This window comes from Streptomyces sp. NPDC054961 (assembly GCF_053609145.1).
Map to the genome: position 1 here is coordinate 24,898 of NZ_JBSGWY010000021.1, position 20,308 is coordinate 45,205.

The following is a 20,308-nucleotide window of genomic DNA, read 5'->3' on the forward strand; positions in this document are numbered from 1 at the left end:
GAGCTTCCGCTCTCGCCGCCCCCCCATCCCCGCGTGACCGGCTCCCCCCCTCCGTCATCACTCGTACGTTCCGAGCAGGTCCTACTCGCCCTTGGCGGCGGCCTTCTTCTCCTCGGCGTCCTCGATGACCGCCTCGGCGACCTGCTGCATGGACATCCGGCGATCCATGGAGGTCTTCTGGATCCAGCGGAAGGCGGCCGGCTCGGAGAGCCCGTACTGCGTCTGCAGGATGCTCTTCGCCCGGTCCACGAGCTTGCGGGTCTCCAGGCGCAGCGAGAGGTCGGCGACCTCCTTCTCCAGCGCGCGCAGCTCGGCGAAGCGGGACACGGCCATCTCGATGGCCGGCACGACGTCGCTCTTGCTGAAGGGCTTGACCAGGTACGCCATGGCCCCGGCGTCGCGAGCCCGCTCGACGAGGTCGCGCTGCGAGAACGCGGTGAGCATCAGCACGGGGGCGATGGACTCCTCCGCGATCTTCTCGGCGGCGGAGATCCCGTCCAGGACGGGCATCTTCACGTCGAGGATCACCAGGTCGGGGCGGTGCTCCCGGGCCAGCTCGATGGCCGTCTGCCCGTCTCCGGCCTCACCGACGACGGCGTAGCCCTCCTCCTCGAGCATCTCCTTGAGGTCGAGACGGATGAGCGCCTCGTCCTCGGCGATGACGACGCGCGTCGTCAGCGGCGGAACGTGCGACTGGTCGGCGTCGGGCGTGGGCGTCGACTCGTGCTCGGCGGTCACGGGGGCTCCTCTTTGCGGGGCTGTGCTGCTTGGATGAGCCTACCTAGCAGCGCCACGGCACGGTCACCCGGTACACTCCGACGTGCAACCTAGCCGGGTTGGCGCAACTGGTTGACGCGGAGGTCTCAAACACCTCTGCCCGAAAGGGCGTGTGGGTTCGAATCCCATACCCGGCACAATGCCTGAAAAGCGGACGTTCACCTTCGCGTGAACGTTCGCTTTTTGCTGCGTATGGCCAGCACGTGTCACGCACAGTGAGGCTATGGAGTTCCATAGCCTCGAAGTACGACAGGCCGCACTCTCCCTCCTGCGCGACGGCACACGGAATGCCGAGGTGGCCCGCCGCTTCAATGTACCCCTGGGCACCGTCAGCTACTGGAAACATGTGGACCGATCGAAGCGCGGCGAGTGCCCCGGTTCCCACAATCCGGATTGCCCGCGCTGCGATGACAGTCCCCTCGACCCCCAGGCCTACTCGTACCTACTTGGGCTCTACCTGGGGGACGGCCACATAAGCCGCTACTCGAGCCATCGTGTGCCCAACCTCATGGTCACCTGCGACGACCGCTGGCCCGGGCTCATGGATCTGGCCGAGCAAGCCATGCAGCGGGTGTTCCCCTTCAACCAAGTCTGCCGAGTCCGCAAGACGGGCTGCCACAACGTCAAGGTCTACTCGAAGCACCTTGCGTGCTTGTTCCCGCAACACGCCCCCGGCAAGAAGCACGAGCGGCGCATCATCCTCAAGGACTGGCAGCAGGAGATCGTCGACGCGCACCCCTGGGAGTTCATCCGGGGGCTGATCCACTCCGATGGGTGCCGAATCACCAACTGGACCGTGCGCAACGGCAAGCGCTACGAGTACCCCCGGTACTTCTTCACCAACAAGTCCGACGACATCCGCCGCCTCTGCACGGACACCCTCGCCAAAGTCGGCGTCCAGTGGACGATCCTCGCTCGGGGCAGCGACCCCTTCAACGTCTCCATCGCCCGCAAGGCGTCCGTCGCCCTCATGGACGCCCACATCGGGCCGAAGTACTAGCCCGGCCCGGGAGGGAGTCAGCAGACCGTGCCCGGGCCGGCCGCCGCCGTGGCCCGCAGCAGGTCCCGGAGGAGCTCGAAGTCGATCTTCTCGGGTCTGCGGAAGCGCAGGCAGCCCTTGCCCATGTCGTGGACGGCCAGCCGTTCGGCGAAAGCGTCGCGGACGTCGGTGCGCAGGAGGTAGAAGGAGATGTATTGCTTCTGGCTCGCGAAGGCGATCTCGCCGGTGCCGTCGCGTTCATAGGCGGGCATCCCGTAGGCCATCACTTCGGTGAATCCGGGGAGTTCGGTGCGGCAGAGGTCGCGGAGGCGGGTCAGGGGTTGTTTGCGTTCTTCGGGGAGTTCGGCGAGGTAGTCGTCCACGTTCCCGGCCTGACTTTGGACCATGGCTCCGAGGCTACCGGGGAGCGGGGGTTCCCGGGCGGTCGGCGAGGCCGTTGAGGGCCGTCGTCACGTGGGCTTCGGCGTCGGCGGGGTCCAGGGGGGCGTGGGCGCTGAGGAGGCGGTACCAGAAGGGGCCGAGGACGAGGTCGGCGGCGTGGTCGAGATCGGTGTCGGCGGGGAGTTCTTCCCGGGTGACGGCGCGGGCGAGGAGGGTCGCGACGAGGTCGCGGCGGGTGGCGGCCCAGGCGCGGAAGGGTTCGGCGGAGGCGGGGTCGAGCTGGGCTTCGGCCATGAGGCCGGTGAGGGCCTTGGCCCGGACGGGGTCGCGGCCGATGCGGTAGAGGTCGGCGACGACGGCGGTGAGGTCGCCGGCGAGGGTGCCGGTGTCGGGTTCGGGGCCCTGGGCGGCGGTTTCGTGGGCGCAGGCGTCCATGACGAGGGCGGGCTTGGATTTCCACCAGCGGTAGACGGTGCTCTTGGCCACGTGGGCGCGCCTGGCGACGCCTTCCATGGTGAGGGCGCCGTAGCCGTCTTCCAGGAGGAGCGCGGCGGTGGCTTCGAGGACGGAGTGGTGGGCGTCCTCGTTGCGGAGGCGGCCGCCGGTGCGGGGCGCGTTGCCCGAAGGAGTGATTGACACGGCTTCAAGATAAGCCCTACCATTTTATCGAAACGCTGCGTAGCGTTTCGATTGAGGGTTCGGACGGTTCGGGGGGCTGAGTCATGAGCGAGATCGTGTTCGCGCAAGCGCAAGGGTGCGGGGACAGGTACGGCTACGGGGTGAGCGGCGGGGAGCACTGGTACTCGTCCGCAGGTGAGGAGTTCGCGGCCGAGGGGTACGAGGTGCGGATTCCGAACTTCCCCGAGCCGTTCGCGCCGGAGGCGGGTGTGTGGCTGAAGCCGTCGCGGGCGGAGACGGAGAGAGCGGGGGCGGAGACGGAGGGGGCGCCGGCCGGCGGGGCCGTGCCGGTGGTTCACGGCCCGGGTGGGGCGGCGGTGCTCAGGCTGCCACGGGAGCATCACACCGGGGCCGAGGAGGCGTGCGCGGGGGTGGTGCGTGCGGCGTCGGTGCCCGGTGACGTGGGGTGCGGGGCGCTGGCGCCGTTCTTCACGCCGGAGTTCGGCTGGCGGCGGACGCGCGGGGCGGCACTGAGCCCGGGTGCGGGGGCGCGGTTGACCGCGTCGGGCGGGCGGCTCCCGAGGAGAGGTGGGAGCCGGTGGGTGGTGCCCGACGCGGTGCGTCTCATACGTGAGGTGCGGTAGCCGGTGTCGTCACCGGAGGTGCGGGATCCCTGCCTCAGCGGACGGCGTCGCCGATGTGGTGGACGCGGACCAGGTTGGTGGATCCGGTGACTCCTGGGGGTGAGCCGGCGGTGATGACGACGACGTCGCCCGGTACGCAGCGGCCGATGCGCAGGAGCTGTTCTTCGACTTGGGCGACCATCGCGTCGGTCGAGTCCACGTGGGGGCCGAGGAAGGTTTCGACGCCCCAGGTGAGGTTGAGCTGGGAGCGGGTGGCGGGGTCGGGGGTGAAGGCGAGGAGGGGGATGGGTGAGCGGTAGCGGGAGAGCCGACGGACGGTGTCTCCGCTCTGGGTGAAGGCGACGAGGAACTTGGCGCCGAGGAAGTCGCCCATTTCGGCGGCCGCGCGGGCGACTGCTCCGCCTTGGGTGCGGGGCTTGTTGCGGTCGGTGAGTGGGGGGAGGCCCTTGGCGAGGATGTCTTCTTCGGCGGCTTCGATGATGCGGGCCATGGTGAGGACGGTTTCGACGGGGTATTTGCCGACGCTGGTTTCGCCGGAGAGCATGACGGCGTCGGTTCCGTCGATGACGGCGTTGGCGACGTCGGACGCTTCGGCTCGGGTGGGTCGGGAGTTGTCGATCATCGAGTCGAGCATCTGGGTCGCGACGATGACGGGCTTGGCGTTGCGCTTGGCGAGCTTGACGGCTCGCTTCTGGACGATGGGGACTTGTTCGAGGGGCATTTCGACGCCGAGGTCTCCGCGGGCGACCATGATGCCGTCGAAGGCGGCGACGATGTCGTCGATGTTTTCGACCGCTTGGGGCTTTTCGACCTTGGCGATGACGGGGAGGCGTCGGTCTTCTTCGTCCATGACGCGGTGGACGTCTTCGATGTCGCGTCCGCTGCGGACGAAGGAGAGGGCGATGACGTCGGCGCCGATGCGCAGGGCCCAGCGGAGGTCTTCGATGTCCTTTTCGGAGAGGGCGGGTACGGAGACCGCGACGCCGGGGAGGTTGAGTCCCTTGTGGTCGGAGATCATGCCGCCTTCGATGACGCGGGTGCGGACGTGGGGTCCGTCGACTGCGGTGACTTCGAGGGTGACGCGGCCGTCGTCGACGAGGATGCGTTCGCCGGTGGTGACGTCTTGGGCGAGGCCCTTGTAGGTGGTGCCGCAGGTGTGGCGGTCGCCTGCGTGGTCCTCGACGGTGATGGTGAATTCGTCGCCGCGTTCAAGGAGTACGGGTCCTTCGCGGAAGCGGCCCAGGCGGATCTTCGGGCCTTGAAGGTCTGCGAGGACGCCGACGCTGCGGCCGGTTTCGTCGGAGGCCTTGCGGACGTGCCGGTAGCGCTCTTCATGGTCGGCGTAGGTGCCGTGGCTGAGGTTGAAGCGGGCGATGTCCATTCCGGCTTCGACCAGGGCTTTGATCTGGTCGTATGAGTCGGTGGCGGGGCCCAGGGTACATACGATTTTCGCTCGGCGCATGGGGCGAGCGTATGCCCCTACCAGGGAGTAGGAAATTGGTTCCGGGTGTCCACTCAACAACCTTTGAGCAAAAGGTTGTTGACAATTGTTGAATGTGCATGGGGGTGCTCTGATGAGCACCCCCGGGGCGCAGGTTTTCAGTTCGGGGGGTGGGATTTCACAGCCGGGGAGGGGTCATGGTGAAGCGCGCGTTGACCTGTGCGTAGACGGTCTGGCGCTGGGGTTCGAGGTCGAGTGCGGGTGCCGCTTCTTCGGTGGCGCTGAAGGCCATGGTGCGCATGCCGCCGCCGGCGCCGGACGGGAAGGGGGCGGGGGCGTTTTCGGCGCCGAGGTCGGCGAGTTCGACGAGGGCGGCGAGGGTGGAGCCGAGGGCGGCGGCGTATTCGCGGGCGCGTTGGACGGCTTCGAGTACGGCTTGCCGACGGGCTTCGCCGTGGGCGGGTGAGGTGGGGCGCAGGGCCCACCAGGGTCCGTCGACTTGGGTGAGTTCGAGGTCGGCGAGGCGGGTGGTGAGTTCGCCGAGGGTGGTGAAGTCGTTGAGTTCGGCGGTGAGGTGGACGCGTCCGTGGTAGGCGCGGATGCGTTCGGCGCGGCCGTGGCGCGTGAGTTCGGGGGTGATGGAGAAGGCGCCGGTCTCGAGTTTCTCGACGGGGTCGCCGTAGCTCTTGACGAGGTCGAGGACGGCGTTGTTGCGGCGGGTGAGGTCTTCGAGGGCGGTGCGCCGGTCGGTGCCGCGGGCGCTGACGGTGATGCCGATGCGGGCGATCTCGGGGTCGACTTCGAGGCGGGCTTCGCCGCGGACTGCGACGCGCGGGACTTCGGGGGTTCCGTAGGGCTGGTGCGATGCGTCCTGGGTCATGGTTTCAGGGTCGCACTGCGGCTGGTCCGGGTGGGGTCATCGGATCGAAACCTGTGGGGGGTGTTGCGGGCTGTTACTGCTGGGTCAGAATCTACGCGCGTTGCCAACCTTTAAATACTGCCTCACAAGGGGAGATGGCATGGCGTTCGACCGTAGGACTTTTCTGGGCACTTCGGCTGCTACTGGTGCGGCCGTGGTGTTGACGGGGGCCACGAGCTCTCCGGCCGCGGCGGCTGACGGGGCGGCCGGTGCCGCTTCGGCCGCGGGGCCCAAGACGTACGCGTTCACGGTGATGGGGACGACCGATCTGCACGGGAACGTCTTCAACTGGGACTACTTCACGGACAAGGAGTTCGACGACAAGGCGCACAACGATGTGGGCCTGGCGAAGATTTCCACGTTGGTGGAGCAGGTGCGGGCGGAGAAGGGGCGCTGCAATACGCTGCTGATCGACGCGGGTGACACGATTCAGGGCACGCAGCTTTCGTACTACTACGCGAAGGTGGATCCGATCACCGCGCGGCGTGGTCCGGTACATCCGATGGCGCAGGCGATGAATGCGATCGGCTATGACGCGGCGGCGCTGGGGAACCACGAGTTCAACTACGGCATTCCCGTGCTGCGGAAGTTCGAGGAGCAGTGTGACTTCCCGCTGCTCGGGGCGAATGCGCTGGATGCCAAGACGTTGCGGCCGGCGTTCCCGCCGTACAGCATGCACCGGTTGCGTACGCCGCACGGGCGGGATGTGAAGGTGGCGGTTCTGGGTCTGACGAATCCGGGGATCGCGATCTGGGACAAGGCGAACGTGCAGGGGAAGATGACGTTCCCGGGTCTGGAGGAGCAGGCGGCGAAGTACGTGCCGCGGCTGCGGTCGCTGGGTGCGGACGTGGTGATCGTGTCGGCGCATTCCGGTTCGAGCGGTACGTCGTCCTACGGTGACCAGTTGCCGTACATCGAGAACGCCGCGGGTCTGGTGGCGGAGCAGGTGCCGGGGATCGACGCGATCCTGGTGGGCCACGCGCACACGGAGATCCCGGAGTACCGGGTGAAGAACAAGGCGACCGGCAAGGACGTGGTGCTGTCGGAGCCGCTGAAGTGGGGTCAGCGGCTGACGCTGTTCGACTTCGAGCTGACGTGGGCGAAGGGCTGCTGGTCGGTGGCGAAGGTGTCGGCCCGGGTGCTGAATTCGAATGCGGCGGTGGAGGACCCGAAGATAGTGCGGCTGCTGTCGGACGAGCACCGCAAGGTCGTGGCGTACGTCAACCAGGTGATCGGTACGTCCACGCAGGCGATGTCTTCGGCGGAGGGTCCGTTCAAGGACGTGGCGATCATCGATCTGATCAGCCATGTGCAGGCGGAGACGGTGAAGGCGGCGCTGGCGGGTACGGAGTGGGCGGCGCTGCCGGTGCTGTCGCAGGCTTCGTGCTTCTCGCGGACGGCGTCCATCCCGGCCGGCCAGGTGACGATCAAGGATGCGGCGGGTCTGTATCCGTTCGAGAACACGCTGGAGGCGCGGCTGATGACGGGTGCGCAGATGAAGGCGTACCTGGAGTACTCGGCGAGGTACTACGCGCTGACGGCGCCGGACGAGGTGGTGGATCCGGCGAAGCTGACGAACGCGGGGGCGACGCCGGACTACAACTACGACGCCGTGTACGGGCTGGCGTACGACATCGACGTGTCGCAGCCGGTGGGTTCGCGGATCACGGGGTTGTCGTTCCAGGGCAAGCCGGTGGATCCGGCGGCGCAGTTCGTGCTGGCGGTCAACAACTACCGGGCGTCCGGTGGCGGGAACTTCCCGCACGTGCCGCAGGCCAGGCAGTTGTGGGCGAATTCGGAGGAGATCCGTAACACGATCATCCAGTGGGTGAAGGCGAAGGGGACGGTGGACCCGGCGCAGTTCGCTTCGGTGGACTGGCGGCTGACCCGGGCCGGGGTGCCCGTCTTCTAAACGTTTCTTCTTATGGGTGCTCGACCAGTGGGAGCAGCTCGCCGATGGGTCGCGGGCGGGTGTGTTCCCGCTGTTCGAGGCCGAAGGTGGTGAAGGCGGTGCGGGCGGGCTGGGGGTAGGGCTCCTTGCCCGTCAGGGTGTTCAGGATGGCGGCGCTTCGCCAGGCGGCGAGGCCGAGGTCGGGGGCTCCGACGCCGTGGGTGTGGCGTTCGCCGTTCTGGACGAAGATGCTGCCGGTGACGGTGGGGTCGAGGTGCATCCGGTGGCGGTCGTCGATGCGGGGGCGTCCGGAGGAGTCTTTGCGCAGGTAGGGGTCGAGGCCTGCGAGGAGGCGGGTGAGCGGTCGTTCCTTGTAGCCGGTGGCGAGGACGACGGCGTCGGTGGTGAGGCGGGAGCGGGTGCCCTGGTCGGTGTGTTCGAGGTGGAGTTCGACCTTGGTGGTGGCGACGCGGCCGGCGGTGCGGACGCTGACTCCGGGGGTGAGGACGGCGTCGGGCCAGCCTCCGTCGAGGGTGCGGCGGTAGAGCTCGTCGTGGATGGCGGCGATGGTGTCGGCGTCGATGCCCTTGTGGAGCTGCCATTGGGCGGGGACGAGGCGGTCACGGACCGGTTCGGGCAGGGCGTGGAAGTAGCGGGTGTAGTCGGGCGTGAAGTGTTCCAGGCCGAGCTTGGAGTACTCCATGGGGGCGAAGGAAGGCGTGCGGGCGAGCCAGGTGAGGCGTTCGCGGCCGGCGGGGCGGGAGCGGAGCAGGTCGAGGAAGACCTCCGCTCCGGACTGTCCTGATCCGATGACGGTGACGTGGTCGGCGCCGAGGATGCGCTGCCGGTTGTCGAGGTACTCGGAGGAGTGGATCACCGGGACGGTGGGGGCTTCGGCGAGGGGGCGGAGCGGTTCGGGGACGTAGGGGGCGGTTCCGATGCCGAGGGCGAGGTTGCGCGTGTAGGTGCGGCCGAGGGCTTCGGCTCCTCCGCCGGCGTCGAGTTGGGTGAAGTCGACTTCGAAGAGGTCGCGTTCGGGGTTCCAGCGGACGGCGTCGACCTGGTGGCCGAAGTGGAGTCCGGGGAGGCGGCCGGCGACCCAGCGGCAGTAGGCGTCGTATTCGGCGCGCTGGATGTGGAAGCGCTCGGCGAAGTAGAAGGGGAAGAGCCTTTCCTTGTGCTTGAGGTAGCTGAGGAAGGACCAGGGGCTGGCGGGGTCGGCGAGGGTGACGAGGTCGGCGAGGAAGGGGACTTGGAGGGTGGCTCCGTCGATGAGGAGTCCGGGGTGCCAGCGGAAGTCGCGGCGCTGGTCGTAGAAGGCGGTGGCGAGCTCTCCGGCGCCTTGGTGGGGCAGGCCGTGGGCGAGGGCCGCGAGGGAGAGGTTGAAGGGTCCGATGCCGATTCCGACGAGGTCGTGGGGTGCATCGAGAGGGGCGGTCATCGGTGGGTGCTGCCTTCCAGGAGGTGGACGAGGGCGTCCAGGTCACCGGCGGTGGTGTGGGGGTTGAGCAGGGTGGCTTTGAGCCACAGGCGGCCGTCGGCGGTGGCGCGGCCGAGTACGGCGGTGCCGTCGAGGAGGAGGGTCCGGCGCAGGGCGGCGAGGGTGGTGTCGTCGGCGTGGGCGGGCCGGAACAGGACGGTGCTGATGGTGGGCGCCGCGTGGAGTTCGAAGGCGGGGTGGGCTTCGAGGAGTCGGGCGAGCCGGTCGGCGAGGGCGCAGGTGCGGTCGATGAGGTGGGTGAGTCCGTCTCGGCCGAGGGAGCGCAGGGTGGCGGCGATTTTGAAGGCGTCTGCGCGGCGGGTGGTGCGCAGGGAGCGGCCGAGGAGGTCGGGGAGGCCGGCTCGGGTGTCGTCTTCGGCGTTGAGGTAGTCGGCCTGGTGGGCGAGGGGTGCCAGGAGGGTGGTGTCGGGGACGGTGAGGAGTCCGGCGGCGACGGGTTGCCAGCCGAGTTTGTGGAGGTCGAGGGTGATCGACCGGGCGCGGTTGAGGCCTGCGAGTTTGTGGCGGTGGCGGGGGCTGAGGGCGAGGAGGCCGCCGTACGCGGCGTCGATGTGGAGGTCGGCGCGGTGCTGGTCGCAGAGGTCGGCGAGGGCGTCGAGGGGGTCGATGAGTCCCGCGTCGGTGGTGCCGGCGGTGGCGGTGACGAGGACGGGGCCGGTGGTGCCGGCGAGGGCTGCGGCGAGGGTGGCCGGGGTGAGGGTGCCCTGGGGGGTGGGGAGGGCGCGGGCGGGGGGCAGGCCGAGGAGCCAGGCGGCGCGGGGGATGGAGTGGTGGGCGTTGGCGCCGTGCAGGACGGTGAGGTGGGGGCCGTGGCGTTCGCGGGCGAGGAGGAGGGCGAGTTGGTTGGCCTCGGTGCCGCCGGTGGTGAGGACGGCGTCGGGGTGGGGGGTGGCGTAGAACTCGGCGGCGAGGGTGCGGGTGAGGAGCGTTTCCAGGGCGGAGGCGGCGGGGGCCTGGTCCCAGGAGTCGAGGGAGGGGTTGAGGGCGCTGGCGGCGAGGTCGGCGGCGGCCGCGACGGCGAGGGGCGGGCAGTGCAGGTGGGCGGCGCAGAGGGGGTGGGCGGGGTCGGCGGCGGGTGTTTCCCTGCCTGACGGGGTGGGGCACCCGGGCGGTACAACGATCAGACCGGTATGGGGTAACCGCCGGGGTTTGTCGTGGGGTGGTTTCAAGCCAGCCCGCTTGTTGCTGTCCCGGGCGGGCGGTGGACCGGGCGGCGGTGGGCGGGGCTTCGGCCGGGGACGGGCGGCGGTGGGCGTGGCTTCGGCCGGGGACGGCGGCCCGTGGGCGGCCACCGGGGTGCCCGTGGGCGGCCACCGGGGTGCCGGTGGGCGGCCGGGCGAACGGCGGGACCCCGCTCTCCCGGGTCGGGAGGGCGGGGTCCGGTGGGGGCGCGGGGTGCCGGGGGGTCAGTGGCGGGTGCGCAGGGCGCGGGCCAGGTCGTCGAGGTGGTCGGTGAGCTTGCGGCGCAGGACGGGGGTGAGGGCGGGGTCGCTCAGGCAGGCGTGGCCGGCTTCGAGGTTCGCTTCGGTGATCTCGTGACCCGGCAGGACCCAGCGGCCCGCGGCGTCGGCGATGGCGGCGCCCCGGCGGGCGGCCAGGGTGACGGCTTCGGCGTAGACGCGGGGCACGTACGCGCGTACGAGATCGGCTTGTTCGGGCTGCCAGAAGCCCTTGGCGGTGGCGGTGAAGAGGTAGTTGGACAGGGTGTCGTCGTGGAAGAGGCTCTCCCAGGCGGCGGCTTTCGCCCCGGCGGTGGGGAGCGCGGCGCGGCAGCGGGCGGCGCCTTCCCGGCCGGTGGCGCTGGGGTCGGCGGCGAGGGCTTCGGCGATGTCGTTCTCGTCGGCCGCGCCGAGTACGGACAGGCGGGCCAGGATGCGCCAGCGCAGTGCGGGGTCGAGCGAGGGGCCGCCGGGGACGGTGCCTTCGGCGAGCCAGGCGGCCACGGTGTCGGGCTGGACGGCGCTGTCGATGAGGGCGCGGACGGCGACGAGCCGCAGGCCGGGTGCGGATCCGTCCTCGGTGCGCCGCAGCAGGGCGCGGGCGAGGGAGGTGAGGGTGGCGAGCGCTTCGCCGCGGTGTGCGGGGGCGAGGTAGCGGTCGGCGATCTGGGTGCGGGCGAAGCCGAGGACGTTCTGGACGATGTCGAGGTCGGTCTCCTCGGCGAGGTGGGCTTCGGCGGCGGCCAGGTAGCCGGTGGCGGCCAGTTCGCCGTCACGGACCATGTCGCGCAGGGAGTTCCAGACGACGGCGCGGGTGAGCGGGTCGGGGATGCGGGAGATTCCGCGCAGGGCGGCTTCCAGGGAGGTCCCGTCGAGGCGCACCTTGGCGTAGGTGAGGTCGCCGTCGTTGAGGACGAGGAGGTCGGGGCGGGGGCCGCCGACCGAGAGGATCTCGTCGGAGGGGACGTCGAGGGCGAGGACCTCGCGGAGTTCGAGGGCGCCGTCGGGGGCGCGGTCGTAGAGGCCGGCCGCGATGTGGTGGGGGCGGCTTCCGGTGCGGTCGACGGTGAGGGTCCAGCCTTGGGGGCTCTCCTCGATGCGCGGGGCGAGGGTGTCGACGCCGGTGGTGCGCAGCCAGATCTCGGCCCAGGCGTGGACGTCGCGGTCGGTGTGGGCGGCGAGGGAGTCGACGAAGTCGGCGAGGGAGGCGTTGGCGAACTTGTGGCGGGCGAAGTGGGTGTTGATGCCGGCGAGGAAGTCCTTCTCGCCGAGCCAGGCGACGAGCTGGCGGAGCGCGGAGGCGCCCTTGGCGTAGGAGATGCCGTCGAAGTTGAGGAGGGCCGAGGCGGTGTCGGGGACGGCGGCGGCGTCCGGGGCCACGGCGTGGGTGGAGGGGCGCTGGTCGGCGTCGTAGCCCCAGGGTTTGCGTTCCATGCCGAAGCCGGTCCAGGCCTCGGTGAAGCGGGTGGCTTCGATGAGGGTCTGGTAGCCCATGAACTCGGCGAAGGACTCGTTGAGCCAGATGTCGTCCCACCAGCTGAGGGTGACGAGGTCGCCGAACCACATGTGGGCCATCTCGTGCGCGATGGTCAGGGCGCGTCGCTGGCGCTCGGCGTCGGTGACGGCGGAGCGGAAGACGTACTCCTCGCGGAAGGTGACGAGGCCGGGGTTCTCCATGGCGCCCGCGTTGAACTCGGGGACGAAGGCCTGGTCGTAGGAGTCGAAGGGGTAGGGCTCGGTGAACTTCTCGTGGAACCGGTCGTAGCAGGCGGTGGTGATGCCGAGGATCTCGGTCGCGTCGGCGTCGAGGTACGGGGCGAGGGAGCGGCGGCAGTGGATGCCGAAGGGGAGCCCGGCGTGTTCGGTGCGGATGCTGTGCCAGGGGCCGGCGGCGACGGCGGCGAGGTAGGTGGAGATGACGGGGGTGGGGGCGGATTTCCAGATGCCGGCCTCGGGGGCGGCGCCGTCGCCGTCGCTGGCGCCGCCGTCGCTGGAGCCGCTGTCGCCCGAGCCGGCGCCGTCGCCGTCGCCGAGGCGCTCGCCGATGCGGGTGGTGGTGCCGTTGGCGAGGACGGTCCAGTGCGCGGGGGCGGTGACGGTGAACTCGAAGACGGCCTTGAGGTCGGGCTGGTCGAAGGCCGGGAAGACCCGTTGGACGTCGTCCAGGAACATCTGGGTGTAGACGTACGTCTCCCCGTCCACGGGGTCGGTGAAGCGGTGGAGGCCCTCACCGGTGCGGGAGTAGCGCATCCGGGCGTCGACGTGGAGCTCGTGGGGGCCTTCGGTGAGGCCGGTGAGCGGGAGGCGGCCGTCGTCGAGGGCGGCGGGGTCCAGGGGGTGTCCGTCGAGTCGTACGGAGCGCAGTTCGTCCGGTTTCAGCTCGAGGAAGGTGTCTCCGGCGGTGCGGGCGGCGAACCGGATGACGGTGCTGGACTCGAAGGTCTCGTCGCCGGTGGTGAGGTCGAGGGTGACCTCGTAGTGCCGGACGTCGAGGAGCCGGGCTCGGAGCTGCGCTTCGTTGCGCGTCAGTGCGGACATGAGCCCATGCTGCCGGATGGCGGCGCCGGACCCCAGCGCCGGACCCCAGCGACGGACCTCAGCGGGCCGGCGACGGACCCGAGCGGCCCGCCGGGGTGCTACTCCTCGCCCGCGGCGATCGTCTCGTGGTGGCGGATGACCTCGGCGATGATGAAGTTGAGGAGCTTCTCCGCGAAGGCGGGGTCGAGTTTGGCGTTCTCGGCGAGCTCGCGCAGCCGGGTGATCTGGCGGGCCTCACGGCCCGGGTCGGCCGGGGGCAGCTGATGGCGGGCTTTGAGGTGGCCCACCTGCTGGGTGCACTTGAAGCGCTCGGCGAGCATGTGCACCACGGCCGCGTCGATGTTGTCGATGCTGTCCCTCAGGCGGGCCAGCTCGGCGGTGACGGCCTCGTCGATGTCGCTGGTGTTCATGGTTCCCGAGAATACGTGGCGTGCGCGGGTCGTTTCGAGGCCGGCCGGTCCGTGAGACGGGGCGGTGTCCGGATCCGGACCACTCCCCCGGATCCTCCCTTTCGGATCGTGCCGGCCGGGCCCGCGGTACCGGGTGCGGTGCCTCGCGAGACGGAGGGGCACCCGCGTACGGGACGCACCCGGGAGCCCCGCCGACGCGGCGAGGGGCGGCACCCGGCACCCGGCCCCCCGGACCCGGCAAGATCCAGAAGAGGCGGCTCGGAGGCGGCTTACTGGAGGGGCAGGAGCGCCGTCACGAGCCAGCCGCCCTCGGGGGCGGGGCCGGCGGTGAGGGAGCCGCCGAGGGCCTCGGCTCGTTCGGCCATGCCGACGAGGCCGTAGCCGCCGCCCCGGGCGTTCTCGGAGAGCCGGACGGGGCGGCCGCCGTCATCGGCGATGCGGACCTCCAGGCCGGCCGGGAGGGTGCGCAGGCCGATCCGGACGGCGGTGGCGGTCGCGGCGTGCTTGGCGATGTTGGTGAGGGCCTCGAGGACGATGCGGTGGGCGGTGGCGGCGACGTCGGCGGGGAGCCGGGCCTCCAGGCCCTCCTCGATGTAGAGGACGACGGGCGGGCCGGTGGCGGTGAACCGTTCCGCCAGGCCGCGGATCTCCCGGAGGCCGGCGACGGGCGCGGTGCCGGCGCCGGAGCCCGTGCCGGAGCCGGGGTCCGTCCCCGAGCCGGTACCGGTACCGGTACCCGTACCCCTGTCCGTACCCGTACCCGTACCCGTGCCGCTGTCCTCGGCGCCTTCCCGGAGGACCCTGACGAGGCGCCGCATGGAGCCGAGGGCCTCGTCTCCGGCGGTTTCGATGCGGCCGAAGATCTCCCCGGCGCGTTCGGCGGAGACCTTCGTGAAGCGGGCGGCCCGCGCCTCGACGACGATGCCGGTCACGTGGTGGGCGACCAGGTCGTGGAGCTCGCGCGCCAGTTCCAGGCGCTCCGCGCTGCGTACGGCGCGCACGTCGCGCACGCGTTGGGCGGCCTGCAGGCGCAGGAGCAGGGAGTAGGCGGCGACGACGACGGCGAGCACGGAGAAGAGCAGCGTGAACCGGCCGGGGTCGGTGTCGCGGACGGGCACGGCCATGCATCCGAGGCCGAGGATCGGGCCGAGGACGGCGGCGGTGCGGGTGGGGGCGCGGACCAGGATCTGGCTGAGGAGAACGAGCAGGCCGATGGCCTCGCCGCCGCCCCAGACGACGAGGGGGTGGTTGCCGAACATCAGGAGGAGCGTGACGGTCCAGGTGACGGCGCCGGCGAACCAGGCGCGCGGGATGAGCGGGACGCCGGGCCAGGGCACGGCGCTGAGGCAGACCAGGACGCCGGACACCCAGACGGCGGCGTGCGGCACGCTGGGCTGTCGTGCGAGGACGACGCCCTCGAAGCTGACGAGGGCGAGGAGGGTGACGGAGAGGATGATCCGGAGCCAGTCGGCGGCGTACGGGTGGCGCCGCGCCCAGGGCCGGAGCGGACTCACCGGTACGACCGGTACGTACGCCGGCCCACGCGGGTGGCTCCACCGACCGGACGGGGACGACCGGCCGAGCGCGGGGCGGTGGGGGTCCGGGGGGTCACGCCGGGGTGCCCGCCAGGCCGCTCTCCCAGGCCCAGGCGGCGATTTCGACGCGGTTGCGGGCGTCGAGTTTGGCCTGGACGTTGGCCAGGTGGGTCTTGACCGTGGAGAGGGACACGAAGAGCTCGCCCGCGATCTCGGCGTTGGTCAGGCCGCGCGCGAGGCAGCGTACGACTTCGCGTTCCCGGCTGGTCAGGGGTTCGGCGAGGCGGCGGGCGGCCGCCGAGGCGGTGGTCCGGGGGGCCATTTCGCGCAGGAGTCGCACGGTGATGGCGGGTGAGACGAGCGAGTCTCCGACGGCTGCCGCCCGGACGGCTTCAACCAGCATGGCCGGGCTCGCGTCCTTCAGGAGGAAGCCGGACGCTCCGCCGTGGAGCGCCGCGTGGACGTACTCGTCGAGGTCGAAGGTGGTGACGATGACGATGTGCGGCTCGTCCTGGCCGGAGAGGCGCCGGGTGACTTCGAGGCCGTCGAGTTTCGGCATGCGGATGTCGAGGAGCAGGACGTCGGGGCGGTGCGCGGCGACGGCGGCGAGGGCGGCTTCGCCGTCGACCACGTCGGCGACCACCTCGATGTCCGGCTGGCTCTCGAGGATCATCCTGAAGCCGGCCCTGACCATGTCCTGGTCGTCCGCGATGACCACTCTGATCGCCATGCGCCGCCTGCCCCACTGTCGCCCGCTGCTCGTGCCGTCCCGTCCGGAGGGTTCTCCCCATGGGACCCGCGTGCGCGGGGGCCCGCAACCGCGGGGCGGACCGTCGGGGGCGTGCGGCGGGGCCGGAACGGCGTGGTTCGGGCCCCGCGGTGTTCCGGCGGGCCCTTCGTACGTGCGGGGTGGCGCGCCCCGTCCTTCCGGCGTGCGGGGTGGCGCGCCCCGTCCTTCCGGCCCGTTGTGGCCGGGCCGGAAGGACGGGGGGACGGCCCCGGAGGGGGGAGGGGGCCGTCGTGGTGGGAGCGGGGTCTCAGAGGGTCGCGGCCGCGTTCTTGATGGCCGTGGCGAACGTGGAGACCTCGGTGTAGACGCCGGGGTAGTCGGGCCGGGCGCAGCCCTCGCCCCAGCTGACGATGCCGACCTGGATCCAGGCGTTCGCGCTGTCGCGGCGGAACATGGGGCCGCCGGAGTCGCCCTGGCAGGTGTCGACGCCGCCCTGGGCGAAGCCCGCGCAGATCTCTTCGGCGGGCACCAGGGAGCCGCCGTAGGAGGCCTGGCAGGAGGCGTCCGAGACGAAGGGGACGGTGGCCTTCATGAGGTAGCGCTGCTGGCCGCCGCCTTCGCGGGTGGCGCCCCAGCCGGCGACGGTGAAGGTGCCGTTGTCGTAGGCCTTGGTGTCGGCGATCTTGAGGGTGGGCAGGTTGATGGGCTTGGCGAGCTTGATGAGGGCCCAGTCCTTGCCGGTGCCGTTGTAGCCGGGGGCCTGCAGCACCTTGGTGGACTTGACCTTGACGGCGCTGGAGCTGTTGAGGTCGACGACTCCGGCGGTGGCGGTGATGGAGGTGTTGTTGCCGGAGCCGCTCACGCAGTGGGCCGCGGTGAGGACGATCTGCTGCGAGTAGAGGGCGCCGCCGCAGCCCATGGAGAGGCGCACCATGAAGGGGAACTCGCCTTGGGCGGCGCGGGTTCCGCCGACGACGGGTGCGGTGGAGGCGGTGGCGGAACCGGGCTGGAGGCTGACGGCCGCGAGGGCGACGGCTCCGGCGGCGAGGGTGCGCTTGAGGTACCGGACCGAGGTGCGGGAAAGGTTCGACACGGTCGACACGCTGCCTTTCGTGGGGGGTTGGGCCGTGCGCGTCATCGGGTACATGACGAGGAAATGACGGGTCCATGACACATCGCACATACGGTCGGCATCAAGAACGCGTTTTCGGACAACGTGCGGTGAGGGGGGCCTGATGGTGGAGAAGAGCAGGCACAGCAGCCCGATCCAGCACGGATTTCCGCATCTGGAGACCGTCCGCCAGTCCGTCACCGCGTTGTTCCGGCGCCTTTCGGCCGACGGCGTCCGCTCCTACGACACGTCCTTCGCCCCCGCCGACGCGGCCTTCCGCCCCTCCGACGACCTGTACCTCGGCGCGCACCGGGTGGCCTCCTCGATGGTCCGGGCACTGCGGCTGCCCGACGCGCGCATCGTGGTGGGCTTCCGCGCGATGGAGGAGGCGGCCACCGTGGAACTGACGGCCGGGCCGGAGTACTTCGTCGAGGTCAACGACCGCTTCCGCGTCCATCGCCGCGATCTGGCGGCCGCCCTCGCCCACGAGGTGACGCACGTCCTGCTGCACCGCCTGGACCTGCGCTTCCCCACCACCGAGGCCAATGAGATCCTCACCGACACCACCGCCGCCTACCTCGGCGCCGGCTGGCTGCTGCTCGACGCCTACCGCGAGGACGAGCTCACCCACCAGAAGCTCGGCTACCTCACTCCGGAGGAGTTCGGCTACGTCCTCGCCAAGCGCGGACGGCTGCTGGGCGAGGACCTCTCCGCCTGGTTCACCAGTCCGCAGGCCTACGAGGCGTACGTGCGCGGTCGCGCCCTGGCCGATCAGGATCTGCGCCGGGCCCCCCTCGCCGCCGCGGGCCGGCCTGCACGGCGCCGCTACCTCCGGGACCGCAGGGCGGGCGCGACGGCTCCGGGGCAGGGGGCGGCGTACCGCTTCGAGGAGCACGGGCGGGGCGGCGGCAGCGACGGAAGCACCGGGGGCGGCGGGCTCCGCGTGAGCTTCCCCTGCCCGGTGTGCGAGCAGCGGCTGCGGCTGCCCGCGCACGGCGGACCGATCCGGGCCCGCTGCGGGCTGTGCCACACGGTGCTGGAGTGCGACACCTGACGACAGGCGGCGGACAGGACCTCCGGAGGCGGTGCAGGGTGCCCCACCCCTCAGTCGCCGCCACAGCCGCTGCCACAGCCACCTCCCCCGCCTCAGCCTCCGTCACCGCTCATGCCGGCGGTGTGCCCGGCCCCGCACGGCCGGAACACACCCGTCCGGTGGCGGGACCTGGAATCCGCCGCCTTCCGGCAGACGGGGGACAACTGATGGGGTTGCTGCGGTTCAACGAGTGGAAGCAGTGGGTAGTGGTATCTCATTGCATCAACAAAGAACCGGGCCCGACCCCTCGCCAGGGGGCCGGGCCCGGTTCTTTTGTCGGCCCACGACGCGTGGCAGACCCGGATGCGGCCGCCGGGCGGCGGCCCCTGGCAGGTGCCGGCCCGCCAGGGCCCACCCGCTAGAGGGCTCCCACGAAGGCGGCGAAGGCGGCACGGCCGACGGTGAAGACGGGGCCGTCGGGGTTCTTGGAGTCCCGCACGGCGACGGCGCAGGGCTGACCGGCGACCTCGACGCAGTCGCCGCCGTTGCTGCCGCTGTGGCTGGACTTGACCCAGGCGGCGCCGCCAAGCGGTGCGCACTCGACGCAGTCGCCGCCGGTGTTGCCGCTGTACGACGACTTACGCCACCGCGCGTTGGTCAGGTCCTGGTGGGTACCCATAGCGCTCCTCCATTACGCGGACGATCAATGCGGCCGAGTCTTCCACGGAGAGGGCAGTGGCCTGCAAGTGGGCGTAACGAAGAGCAGATTCCTTGACCGTGTCAGGGTTGGCCGTCATGTGTCCGGAGATGAGGTCTTCGGTGTACACCAGGTCCGGATCGTCATCGAATCGCAAGGCGTTGAACGAACCGATCAGACTGGCGTGTTCACCGGCGGAGAATGGCAGCACTTGCACCTGCACCCAACGGTCCTCACGCATGCTCAGCAAGTGCGCCAGTTGGTCTCGCATCACCTCTCGGCCGCCGATCGGCCGATGAAGCACAGCCTCATCCAGAACCACCCAGACCATGGGCGGACGCTCCCGGCGCAAGATTCGATGGCGCTCCATCCTTGCCCCTACCAGCTCATTCAGATTGTCAGGCATCCCTGTCGCCAGAACCGCCCGGGCGTAGGCCTCTGTCTGCAAGAGGCCGTAGACCACCTGCGCCTGATAGGTCGAGAGGAACGTCGCCCTGGCCTCCATCTCCGCGTACGCCTGGAACCACGTCGGCAGCTGACTGCGCAGGACCAGCCCCACCAGACGGCCGAACGTCCCGCCCGTCCCGAGGGCCGCGTCGATCCGTTCGGAGAACTCCCTGGTGGGGACCTTCCTCGCGGTCTCGATCTGCCCGACCAGGGACGCGGCGCAGTAGACGATGTCGCCCAGCTGCCCCTGTTTGAGCCCGGCGTCCTCCCGCAGGCGGCGCAGTTCCGCGCCGTAGTAGTCCAGCGGGGAGGCGCCGGGATCGAGATCGCGGATGTTGACCATGAGGCGGTACCCCCAAGTGCGCGCGGCGCGGCGTTCGTTCAGGTCCATCGCTGAGCGTAGCCACTCGGCCCCGCTCCGGCTCGGGGAATGGCCGATCCGTCACCCCACGGGGAAGGGGGCGGGGCCCGTCGCACGTCGGTCCCGCCCCCTCCGTGTCCGCCGCTAGGCCTTACGCGCCGGGCAGGTCTGCCAGGCGAGGTGGTAGAGGGTGTTCACGCTCGCGTCGGTGGAGTCCATGGCCATGAAGTTGAGGGCCTGCGGGCCGGAGGTGCCGGCGTTCACCCGCAGCTCGGTGTTGATGTTGAAGTTGCGCTTCTCGCCGCACGGGGCCCAGACGAGGTCGGCGTACTCGGTCGTGTCCGTCGACTGCCAGTTGTCGTCGACGGGGCCGTTGAACTGGTGGGTGCGCTGGGCCGTCTGCGACATCCCCTGGAAGTAGTAGTTCGCGCGCTCCTGTCCCCAGGCGCCGCGCTGGAGGCTCGCGAAGCCCCGGTAGTCCGCCTGGACGATCGCGTAGGTGAAGCCGGAAGGTACGTGGACGCGGAGGTTGAGCTGGCAGTTCTTGCGGAAGGCGGTGGGCGGGGCGCCGGCGCCGACCTGGGCGAGGTACTCGCTGTAGGTGACCGTGAAGGCCGTGTTGTCGGGGGAGACGGCGACGGCGGCGGTGCCCTCGCGGCAGCCGGAGCCGTTGACCGTGGCGAGTTCGATCACGATCTTGTCGGGCGGGACGGTGATGGTGGCCGCCTGGGCGGGGGCCCCGGTGGCGATCAGGGCGGCGGCCGCGCCGCCGACGAACAGGGTGCGGGTCAGGGAATGCGACATCGTTGTCACTCCTTCTGCGTACGCGCTGTCG

At 70.6% G+C, this 20,308-nt stretch carries 19 protein-coding genes and 1 tRNA gene; 4 read left to right on the forward strand and 16 right to left on the reverse strand.

Annotated features, from left to right (window positions below):
- Nucleotides 1-81: 81 nt before the first annotated feature.
- On the reverse strand, nucleotides 82-738 hold the full coding sequence (locus tag ACWF9Z_RS19885) for an ANTAR domain-containing response regulator (RefSeq protein ID WP_112449761.1): 657 nt from the start codon (nucleotides 736-738) through the stop codon (nucleotides 82-84).
- Between the two features lie 92 nt (nucleotides 739-830).
- On the opposite strand from ACWF9Z_RS19885, the gene ACWF9Z_RS19890 reads away from it, so the two are divergent.
- Both ACWF9Z_RS19890 and ACWF9Z_RS19895 read left to right on the forward strand, forming a co-directional pair.
- A tRNA-Leu gene (locus ACWF9Z_RS19890) sits at nucleotides 831-914 on the forward strand.
- A gap of 86 nt (nucleotides 915-1,000) precedes the next feature.
- On the forward strand, nucleotides 1,001-1,777 hold the full coding sequence (locus ACWF9Z_RS19895) for a helix-turn-helix domain-containing protein (protein WP_453603780.1): 777 nt from the start codon (nucleotides 1,001-1,003) through the stop codon (nucleotides 1,775-1,777).
- 17 nt (nucleotides 1,778-1,794) lie between these two features.
- On the opposite strand, the gene ACWF9Z_RS19900 is transcribed toward ACWF9Z_RS19895, so the two are convergent.
- From ACWF9Z_RS19900 to ACWF9Z_RS19920, 5 genes are all read right to left on the reverse strand, one after another.
- Nucleotides 1,795-2,163: an iron chaperone gene (locus tag ACWF9Z_RS19900; RefSeq protein ID WP_453603782.1), complete on the reverse strand. Its 369-nt coding sequence runs from the start codon at nucleotides 2,161-2,163 to the stop codon at nucleotides 1,795-1,797.
- Between the two features lie 10 nt (nucleotides 2,164-2,173).
- On the reverse strand, nucleotides 2,174-2,797 hold the full coding sequence (locus ACWF9Z_RS19905; RefSeq protein WP_453603783.1) for a TetR/AcrR family transcriptional regulator: 624 nt from the start codon (nucleotides 2,795-2,797) through the stop codon (nucleotides 2,174-2,176).
- 379 nt (nucleotides 2,798-3,176) lie between these two features.
- A complete protein-coding gene (locus ACWF9Z_RS19910) occupies nucleotides 3,177-3,404 on the reverse strand; it encodes a hypothetical protein (protein WP_453603785.1) in 228 nt (75 codons plus the stop codon).
- 50 nt (nucleotides 3,405-3,454) lie between these two features.
- A complete protein-coding gene (gene pyk / locus ACWF9Z_RS19915; protein WP_453603786.1) occupies nucleotides 3,455-4,882 on the reverse strand; it encodes a pyruvate kinase in 1,428 nt (475 codons plus the stop codon).
- 157 nt (nucleotides 4,883-5,039) lie between these two features.
- Nucleotides 5,040-5,741: an SIMPL domain-containing protein gene (locus tag ACWF9Z_RS19920; RefSeq protein ID WP_453603787.1), complete on the reverse strand. Its 702-nt coding sequence runs from the start codon at nucleotides 5,739-5,741 to the stop codon at nucleotides 5,040-5,042.
- Nucleotides 5,742-5,880: 139 nt separating this feature from the next.
- Between ACWF9Z_RS19920 and ACWF9Z_RS19925 the strand changes: the two genes are divergently transcribed.
- Entirely contained in the window at nucleotides 5,881-7,692 is a 1,812-nt protein-coding gene (locus ACWF9Z_RS19925; RefSeq protein ID WP_453603789.1) for a bifunctional metallophosphatase/5'-nucleotidase, read from the forward strand.
- Between the two features lie 10 nt (nucleotides 7,693-7,702).
- Here the strand turns inward: ACWF9Z_RS19925 and ACWF9Z_RS19930 are convergent, their stop codons facing one another.
- The 7 genes from ACWF9Z_RS19930 to ACWF9Z_RS19960 form a co-directional block, all read right to left on the reverse strand.
- Nucleotides 7,703-9,112 carry a lysine N(6)-hydroxylase/L-ornithine N(5)-oxygenase family protein gene (locus ACWF9Z_RS19930; RefSeq protein WP_453603791.1) on the reverse strand — a complete coding sequence of 470 codons (1,410 nt, stop codon included), beginning with the start codon at nucleotides 9,110-9,112 and terminating at the stop codon, nucleotides 7,703-7,705.
- Nucleotides 9,109-10,296: a pyridoxal phosphate-dependent decarboxylase family protein gene (locus ACWF9Z_RS19935; protein WP_453603927.1), complete on the reverse strand. Its 1,188-nt coding sequence runs from the start codon at nucleotides 10,294-10,296 to the stop codon at nucleotides 9,109-9,111. The genes ACWF9Z_RS19930 and ACWF9Z_RS19935 overlap by 4 nt, the downstream gene beginning before the upstream one ends.
- 282 nt (nucleotides 10,297-10,578) lie before the next feature.
- Nucleotides 10,579-13,149: an aminopeptidase N gene (gene pepN / locus ACWF9Z_RS19940; protein WP_453603792.1), complete on the reverse strand. Its 2,571-nt coding sequence runs from the start codon at nucleotides 13,147-13,149 to the stop codon at nucleotides 10,579-10,581.
- A gap of 98 nt (nucleotides 13,150-13,247) precedes the next feature.
- Entirely contained in the window at nucleotides 13,248-13,559 is a 312-nt protein-coding gene (locus ACWF9Z_RS19945; RefSeq protein ID WP_453603794.1) for a chorismate mutase, read from the reverse strand.
- Between the two features lie 269 nt (nucleotides 13,560-13,828).
- On the reverse strand, nucleotides 13,829-15,073 hold the full coding sequence (locus ACWF9Z_RS19950) for a sensor histidine kinase (protein WP_453603795.1): 1,245 nt from the start codon (nucleotides 15,071-15,073) through the stop codon (nucleotides 13,829-13,831).
- A 94-nt stretch (nucleotides 15,074-15,167) separates the two neighbouring features.
- The gene (locus tag ACWF9Z_RS19955) at nucleotides 15,168-15,824 is read right to left on the reverse strand and encodes a response regulator (protein WP_453603796.1); all 657 of its coding nucleotides are present in this window, start codon (nucleotides 15,822-15,824) and stop codon (nucleotides 15,168-15,170) included.
- A 307-nt stretch (nucleotides 15,825-16,131) separates the two neighbouring features.
- Nucleotides 16,132-16,926 carry a serine protease gene (locus ACWF9Z_RS19960; protein WP_356657593.1) on the reverse strand — a complete coding sequence of 265 codons (795 nt, stop codon included), beginning with the start codon at nucleotides 16,924-16,926 and terminating at the stop codon, nucleotides 16,132-16,134.
- A 133-nt stretch (nucleotides 16,927-17,059) separates the two neighbouring features.
- On the opposite strand from ACWF9Z_RS19960, the gene ACWF9Z_RS19965 reads away from it, so the two are divergent.
- Nucleotides 17,060-17,989, forward strand: a complete 930-nt coding sequence (locus ACWF9Z_RS19965; protein ID WP_453603798.1) for a hypothetical protein — start codon at nucleotides 17,060-17,062, stop codon at nucleotides 17,987-17,989.
- A gap of 397 nt (nucleotides 17,990-18,386) precedes the next feature.
- Here ACWF9Z_RS19965 and ACWF9Z_RS19970 read toward each other — a convergent pair whose 3' ends face one another.
- The 3 genes from ACWF9Z_RS19970 to ACWF9Z_RS19980 all read right to left on the reverse strand — a co-directional run bounded on the left by ACWF9Z_RS19970 (nucleotide 18,387) and on the right by ACWF9Z_RS19980 (nucleotide 20,277).
- Nucleotides 18,387-18,647 (reverse strand): DUF397 domain-containing protein, encoded by a 261-nt coding sequence (locus tag ACWF9Z_RS19970; protein WP_453603799.1) that lies wholly within the window; start codon nucleotides 18,645-18,647, stop codon nucleotides 18,387-18,389.
- Nucleotides 18,607-19,455 carry a helix-turn-helix domain-containing protein gene (locus tag ACWF9Z_RS19975; RefSeq protein ID WP_453603929.1) on the reverse strand — a complete coding sequence of 283 codons (849 nt, stop codon included), beginning with the start codon at nucleotides 19,453-19,455 and terminating at the stop codon, nucleotides 18,607-18,609. Before ACWF9Z_RS19975 ends, ACWF9Z_RS19970 begins: the two co-directional genes overlap by 41 nt.
- A 162-nt stretch (nucleotides 19,456-19,617) precedes the next feature.
- Entirely contained in the window at nucleotides 19,618-20,277 is a 660-nt protein-coding gene (locus tag ACWF9Z_RS19980) for a DUF4360 domain-containing protein (RefSeq protein WP_453603801.1), read from the reverse strand.
- Nucleotides 20,278-20,308: the final 31 nt, after the last annotated feature.

What these genes read in the sequence shown, in the direction of transcription:
- ACWF9Z_RS19895 (WP_453603780.1), top strand. Translation starts at nt 1,001, where the DNA reads ATGGAGTTCCATAGCCTCGAAGTACGACAGGCCGCACTCTCCCTCCTG.
- ACWF9Z_RS19900 (WP_453603782.1), bottom strand. Translation starts at nt 2,163, where the DNA reads ATGGTCCAAAGTCAGGCCGGGAACGTGGACGACTACCTCGCCGAACTC.
- ACWF9Z_RS19910 (WP_453603785.1), bottom strand. Translation starts at nt 3,404, where the DNA reads ATGAGACGCACCGCGTCGGGCACCACCCACCGGCTCCCACCTCTCCTC.
- pyk (WP_453603786.1), bottom strand. Translation starts at nt 4,882, where the DNA reads ATGCGCCGAGCGAAAATCGTATGTACCCTGGGCCCCGCCACCGACTCA.
- ACWF9Z_RS19920 (WP_453603787.1), bottom strand. Translation starts at nt 5,741, where the DNA reads ATGACCCAGGACGCATCGCACCAGCCCTACGGAACCCCCGAAGTCCCG.
- ACWF9Z_RS19925 (WP_453603789.1), top strand. Translation starts at nt 5,881, where the DNA reads ATGGCGTTCGACCGTAGGACTTTTCTGGGCACTTCGGCTGCTACTGGT.
- ACWF9Z_RS19930 (WP_453603791.1), bottom strand. Translation starts at nt 9,112, where the DNA reads ATGACCGCCCCTCTCGATGCACCCCACGACCTCGTCGGAATCGGCATC.
- pepN (WP_453603792.1), bottom strand. Translation starts at nt 13,149, where the DNA reads ATGTCCGCACTGACGCGCAACGAAGCGCAGCTCCGAGCCCGGCTCCTC.
- ACWF9Z_RS19945 (WP_453603794.1), bottom strand. Translation starts at nt 13,559, where the DNA reads ATGAACACCAGCGACATCGACGAGGCCGTCACCGCCGAGCTGGCCCGC.
- ACWF9Z_RS19955 (WP_453603796.1), bottom strand. Translation starts at nt 15,824, where the DNA reads ATGGCGATCAGAGTGGTCATCGCGGACGACCAGGACATGGTCAGGGCC.
- ACWF9Z_RS19965 (WP_453603798.1), top strand. Translation starts at nt 17,060, where the DNA reads ATGGTGGAGAAGAGCAGGCACAGCAGCCCGATCCAGCACGGATTTCCG.
- ACWF9Z_RS19970 (WP_453603799.1), bottom strand. Translation starts at nt 18,647, where the DNA reads ATGGGTACCCACCAGGACCTGACCAACGCGCGGTGGCGTAAGTCGTCG.
- ACWF9Z_RS19975 (WP_453603929.1), bottom strand. Translation starts at nt 19,455, where the DNA reads ATGGTCAACATCCGCGATCTCGATCCCGGCGCCTCCCCGCTGGACTAC.
- ACWF9Z_RS19980 (WP_453603801.1), bottom strand. Translation starts at nt 20,277, where the DNA reads ATGTCGCATTCCCTGACCCGCACCCTGTTCGTCGGCGGCGCGGCCGCC.